Source organism: Elusimicrobiales bacterium, assembly GCA_041651175.1.
Taxonomy (GTDB): Bacteria; Elusimicrobiota; Elusimicrobia; order Elusimicrobiales; family Elusimicrobiaceae; genus JAQTYB01.
Genome location: JBAZJT010000041.1, coordinates 1 through 6,543 on the forward strand (window position 1 = coordinate 1; position 6,543 = coordinate 6,543).

Genomic DNA, 6,543 nt, shown 5'->3' on the forward strand with positions numbered 1-6,543 from the left:
TTTGTCCCTGCGATTCGCCCATATCCACCCAACCCCAAGGGGTTGAAAGTGTTCCTGACGGATCCAGCATCATTATCGGATTGCTATTGGCATATATGTAATCCGCTCGTTGCATTACCGGGTCTTTCTGGATGAAACGGCCTATGTCGGGGGCGTAGTATCTGGCGCGGTAATAGAACAGGCCGGTTTCGGCGTCCCATTCTCGGGCGGTGTAGCTGTAAAGACTGCCTGTCTGCGACCAACTGCTTGTGCTGCCGGTTACCTCGTTTTTGAACACGGGCTTGCCGTAGGCTTGGTATTGCGCGCGCTCTACGATGCTCCCGGTCTGGTCGGCGATGGCGATTATGCTGCCAAGCCCGTCCGCCAGCAAATAATAATCGCTTGCTCCCTTGCGCAACATCAGCGGCTCGTCCGTGCCGGGGCCGTGCGTGTACATCGCCTTCAACGCGCCGTCCGCGCCGGTTACAAATGCGATGTCCTCGCCGTCGTAGATGTAGTGCTGCTCCCGGATTGTCTCGCCGTTGTGCGTTATCGTTTTTGCTATGCGGCGGCCTGTTGCGTCGTAGCGGAGCGTCTCGCTGTAGCCCGACGGCAGGTTTACTTGCGTAAGGCGATTTTGGCTGTCGTAAACATAGGTTGTCTGCGCGTTGTCGGATGCGCGCGTTTTTGTTGTCAGGTTGCCGTTGTTGTCGTATGCGTAAGTATACTGGCTGTCGCTGTTTAAGCGGTTCGCCGCGTCGTATACGTAACCCGTGCGGACCGCGTCCTGCACGCGGCTGCCCACCGCGTCGTAAGCGAAGGTTTCGGACTGCACGCTCAGCGCGCCGCTGGACGGGTGTACCGCGCTTGTCAGACGGTGCAGGTCGTCATAAGCGAATCCGTGGCTGCCGAAATCGTCGATCATGGTTGCGCGGTTGCCGGCAGTGTCGTATGCGTAGCCGACCTGCGCGATTACCGCGTTATCGGTTTTCCGGCGGTAGATTATTCCGGTAAGCTGATTGGCGGCGTCATATGCGTACTCCGCCGCTACCGCCGCGCCCATGTCCGTGCGCGTTCTGCGGCCTGCGGCGTCGTAGGTGAACTGGAACTGCGTCCCACCGGGGGCGGTTATCGTTACGGGGCGGTTCAGCGCGTCGTAGCTGTAGCTCCAGGTGTAGCCGGAGGCCGTCATCGCCAGCCGGTTCCCGGCGGCGTCGTATGTGTATGTGAACGCGCCGCCGAGGTTTGCAATCTTGTCCTGCGCGCTTGTTGCTGTTACCCGGCCCGCAGCGTCGTAGCCGAATTGCAACTTTGTCCGCGGGTCCTCTATGCTCGTGGGATTGTTTGCAAGGTCATAAACATAAGTTGTCTGCCCGTCGGGGGCGGTGGCGGATGTCATACGGCCGATAATATCGTAGCCGAATGCGAAACTGTTGCCGTTTGCGTCGGCTGCCGCGCTGATCCTGCCCGCCGCGTCGTAGCCGTAAGCGGCGGCATGATTGAGCGGGTCCGTTACCGATGCCAACCGGCCCTGCGCGTCGTAGGCGAAGGCGGTGCCGTGGTTTGCCGCGTCGGTCAGCAGTGTCAGCCGCTTTGCGCCCGTCTCAAAATCGCCCGGCTCGTAGCCGTAGCGCGTTACGCCGCCGATGGCGTCGGTAACCGTGTCGGGCGTGTTGTCGGGATTGTAGGCGAAAGCCACCGCCTTGCCTGCCGGGTCGGTCATGCGCGTTACGCGGCCTATAACGTCATAGGCGAAACCGGAATTGCGGTTCAGCGCGTCGGTTACGGACGTTGCGTTGCCGTAGCCGTCCCGCCCGATTGTTACTGCATGGCCCAGCGGGTCGGTTATCGCCAGCGGCAGCCCGCGCGCGTTATTGGTTATATCGGTTGACTGCCCCGCCGCGTCGGTGATGCGCGACAGGTTGCCGTTTCCGTCGTACGAAAAATGCGCGGTGTTGCCCTTCGCGTCGGCGTAATAGCTGATGTTGCCGGACGAAGGGTCGTAGCCGATGTTTATCCGGTTATTGAGCGGGTCCGTCGCGGCGGTCAGCCGGTTTTTCGCGTCCCACGCATAGCCGCGGATGTTGCCGGCGGGATCGGTAACCTGAACCGGATTGTTCGCCGAATCGTAGGCGAACAGCGTCTTGCCGCCCGCGCCGTCAACCGTGTATGCCCGCCGGAAATGGCCGTTGGACTTGTTCCACCGCACCACCTCTTTGCCGCCCAAAGGCGGCGTGATGCGGGTTTCGCCCTCGCCCGTCTGGTCGTCCACGATATATTCATAGGTGTATGTCCCCGACGGCCCGGTTTTGGAGCTTAAATAATACCGCTGCGGGAAATACCACGACGAAAACGCCGCCCGGTCCACGAAATAATAACCGGACGCCGCCGGCGCAAGCGGCGCCAGATACACCTTGTCCGCCGGAGCCGCCGCACCCGATTTGGCAAATGGCAAAAACGTTGTGGAGATAGCGGGTTTTGCAATGCTTTTTGCAGTTGATATATTCTTTTTTAGCATTATTTTTTACCAGATAGATTTCCTTAACGTCCTGTTAAATTTCTGTAATTTGGATTGTCCATTGTGAAATCAGTTGTTGCCACACTCTTACCACATAGCCACATCAAATTAATTTCATGGGAATCGGCATCTGTGGTAGGTGTTTTACCATTCATTCCGATTACTTTGCTCATGTCACTGCCATAAAAGTAATGTGTAGTTACCTTAAGTTTTGAAAAGGCAGAATAAGAAAAGGATTTTTCTCTGGCAAGAAGATATTGCCATGTTTTTTTAATAATGCCTAAGACACTATTTTGCTCGTCAACACGTAAAATGATATCTATTTGTTTCGATTGTCTACTTTTAACTTCGACTAATCGTGCTTCCAATTTTAAAGGAGGATACTCATAATAAACTGCACAGTCATTTCGCATATTTTTAAAAAGATCAATATCCAACCGATTTCCATTTTTATGAGCCAATTGTTCCAGCGACACATTGTATCTCTCTGCCAAAACCCATATTGTATTTTTTAGTTCGTTAGTAATTTGGACCGAAATAATTACTTTTCCGTCAATCCGTCGATACCCCACGACACTTGTAGATTTCGCAATAACATTATTGCCATCGCTAAAAACTGCTGGCACTAACTGCATGGTAGTTGCATCCAAAGCACAAGAAGCATCCAAGACAGCGGAAACAAACATCACACTTAGAAGTATGCAACGTATCATTAGTAGTACCTCCGTAATGGCAATGAGAAGTCTGTGCGAATGGCATTCTCAGTCTTTAGATTTTCTAATTCCTCAATCGCTCTATCGGGTGACAACACCCCATGCGCATGTCTATATGCATGTCCCAATTCATGACCAAGTCCAATAAACGGCGGACGAACTCTCCACAATGGTGCATCCATCCAATTCGGCAAAAAAATCCGATATGGAAGAAAGCCAATTTCTCGCGTACAAGGATTATATGTGTTTCCATCTGTTCCAGAAATAATTCGATATGTTTCAGGTCTAGATTCCAAGTCGGTAATTAGTCTACTCGCAGTTGGGGAAACCCAGTTTAGAATTTTCAGATTAAGCAAACTTATAAAATTATCAATAAGTCCTCCCATATCGATTTCAATTTTAAGCCCATACGAATCTACATATCTGTTCGGATTGTTCAACACATACGCATACAAATTTGTATCCCCTCCGGCGAAGCCGATGGGGTCTTTTTGGATAAATCTGCCTATGTCGGGGGCGTAGTGTCTGGCGCGGTAATAGAACAGGCCGGTTTCGGCGTCCCATTCCCGGGCGGTGTAGCTGTAAAGACTGCCCGTCTGTGACCAACTGCTTGTGCTGCCGGTTACCTCGTTTCTGAACACCGGCCTGCCATATGCCTGATATTGCGCGCGCTCTGCGATGCTCCCGGTCTGGTCGGCGATGGCTATTATGCTGCCAAGCCCGTCCGCCAGCAAATAATAATCGCTTGCGCCTTTTCTTAACATCAGCGGCTCGTCCGTGCCGGGACCGTGCGTATACAGGCTTTTCAACGCGCCGGCGGCGTCGGTTACAAATGCGATGTCCTCGCCGTCGTAGATGTAGCGCTGCTCCCGGATTGTTTCGCCGTTGTGCGTTATCGTTTTTGCTATGCGGCGGCCTGTTGCGTCGTAGCGGAGGATCTCGCTGTAGCCCGACGGCAGGTTTACTTGCGTCAGCCGGTTCTGAGCGTCGTAGATGTATGCGGTCTGCGCGTTGTCGGATGCGCGCGTTTTTGTTGTCAGGTTGCCGTTGTTGTCGTAATTATAGGTATAGAGCGAATCGCTGTTTAGTCGGTTCGCCGCGTCATAGGCGTAACCGGCGCGTACCGCGTCCTGCGTGCGGTTGCCGACCGCGTCGTAGGCGAAGGTTTCGGGCTGCACGCTCAGCGCGCCGCTGGACGGGTGTACCGCGCTTGTCAGGCGGTGCAGGTCGTCATAAGCGAATCCGTGGCTGCCGAAATCGTCGGTCATGGTTGCGCGGTTGCCGGCATTGTCGTATGTGTAGCCAACCTGCGCGATAACCGCATTGTCGGTTTTGCGACGGTAGGTTATTGACGTAAGCTGGTTCGCCGCGTCATAAGCATATTCCGCCGCTACCGCCGCGCCCATATCCATGCGCGTTCTGCGGCCTGCGGCGTCGTAGGTGAACTGGAACTGCGTCCCGCCGGGGGCGGTTATCGTTACGGGGCGGTTCAGCGCGTCGTAACTGTAACTCCATGTGTAGCCGGAGGCCGTCATCGCCAGCCGGTTCCCGGCGGCGTCGTATGTGTAGGTGAACGCGCCGCCGAGGTTTGCAATCTTGTCCTGCGCGCTTGTTGCCGTTACACGGCCCGCAGCGTCATAGCCGAATTGCAGCTTGGTCCGCGGGTCCTCTATGCTTGTGAGGTTGTTTGCGAGGTCGTAGCTGTAGACCGTCTGCCCGTCGGGGGCGGTCGCGGATGTAAGACGGCCCAGAATATCGTAAGCGAATGCGAAACTGTTGCCTTTCGCATCGGTCGCCGCGTTGATTCTGCCCGCCGCGTCGTAGCCGTAAGCGGCGGCATGATTGAGCGGGTCCGTTACCGATGCCAGCCTTCCCTGCGCGTCGTAGGCGAAGGCGGTGCCGTGGTTTGCCGCGTCGGTCAGCAGTGTCAGCCGTTTTGCGCCGGTTTCAAAACCGCCCGGCTCGTAGCCGTAGCGCGTTACGCCGCCGATGGCGTCGGTAACCGTGCCGGGCGTGTTGTCCGGATTGTAGGCGAAAGCCACCGCCTTGCCCGCCGGGTCCGTCATGCGCGTTACGCGGCCTATAACGTCATAGGCGAAACCGGAATTGCGGTTCAGCGCGTCGGTTACGGATGTTGCATTGCCGTAGCCGTCCCGCCCGATTGTTACCGCATGGCCCAGCGGATCGGTTATCGCCAGCGGCAGCCCGCGCGCGTTATTGGTTATATCGGTTGACTGCCCCGCCGCGTCGGTGATGCGCGACAGGTTGCCGTTTCCGTCGTACGAAAAATGCGCGGTGTTGCCTTTCGCGTCGGCGTAATAGCTGATGTTGCCGGACGAAGGGTCGTAGCCGATGTTTATCCGGTTATTGAGCGGGTCCGTCGCGGCGGTCAGCCGGTTTTTCGCGTCCCACGCATAGCCGCGGATGTTGCCGGCGGGATCGGTAACCTGAACCGGATTGTTCGCCGAATCGTAGGCGAACAGCGTCTTGCCGCCCGCGCCGTCAACCGTGTACGCCCGCCGGAAATGGCCGTTGGACTTGTTCCACCGCACAACCTCTTTGCCGCCCAGCGGCGGCGTGATGCGGGTTTCGCCCTCGCCGGTCTGGTCGTCCACGATATATTCGTAGGTGTATGTCCCCCGCGGCCCGGTCTTGGAGCTTAAATAATACCGCTGCGGGAAATACCACGCCGAAAACGCCGCCCGGTCCACGAAATAATAGCCGGACGCCGCCGGCGCAAGCGGCGCCAGATACACCTTGTCCGCCGGAGCCGCCGCGCCCGCCAGCAGCGCGCACCGCTCCGCGCCCGCGTAGTTGAACGCCGGAACGGATTTGCAGTCCCGCGAATGATCCACCCGGTACGCCGGCGCCGAGTACGCATAGCTTGTAACCTGCCCGCCGGGCGGGGTAACGCGCGAAAGCAGCTCCGCGCTCCCCCAGCCGCCCGGCGCGAAATACCCGCCCGCAAAACCCTCCAGCCCGGATACGGAATAGCCCTGATAGCCGAAGGTCGACACGCCTTCGGGCCCCTCAAGCCGCTCCAGCAGCCCGGAGCCGGTGTAGCCGAAATAATGCGCCCGCCCGCCGATGTCGGTTACCGAAGACACCCGCCCCGCCCCGTCGCGCGAAAACGAGTAAAGTACGCGCCCGTCCGGGTCCCGCACGGCCGACAGCAGCCCGGAGGAATACTCCAGCAAAAGCGCCGAGCCGTTGCGGTCGGTTACCGAAACCAGCCGCCCCGCGCCGTCGTAGGAATAAACCAGCCTGTCGTCCGCGCTCCACACAAACCCCGACGGCGCCGCGGTGGAGCCGGAAACCGACAAAACGGCGCTC

The 6,543-nt window shown here is 57.3% G+C and carries 3 protein-coding genes; all 3 read right to left on the reverse strand.

Going from position 1 to position 6,543, the window contains the following annotated elements; translation table 11 throughout:
• The coding region (locus WC421_11625) for an RHS repeat-associated core domain-containing protein (GenBank protein ID MFA5162876.1) at positions 1 to 2,434 on the reverse strand (2,434 nt) is incomplete at its 3' end.
• Positions 2,435 to 2,520: 86 nt separating this feature from the next.
• Positions 2,521 to 3,210, reverse strand: coding sequence for a hypothetical protein (locus WC421_11630; GenBank protein MFA5162877.1), 690 nt, complete (start codon positions 3,208 to 3,210; stop codon positions 2,521 to 2,523).
• A partial coding sequence (locus tag WC421_11635; GenBank protein ID MFA5162878.1) for an RHS repeat-associated core domain-containing protein occupies positions 3,210 to 6,543 on the reverse strand: 3,334 nt, incomplete at its 5' end. The genes WC421_11635 and WC421_11630, both read right to left, overlap by 1 nt.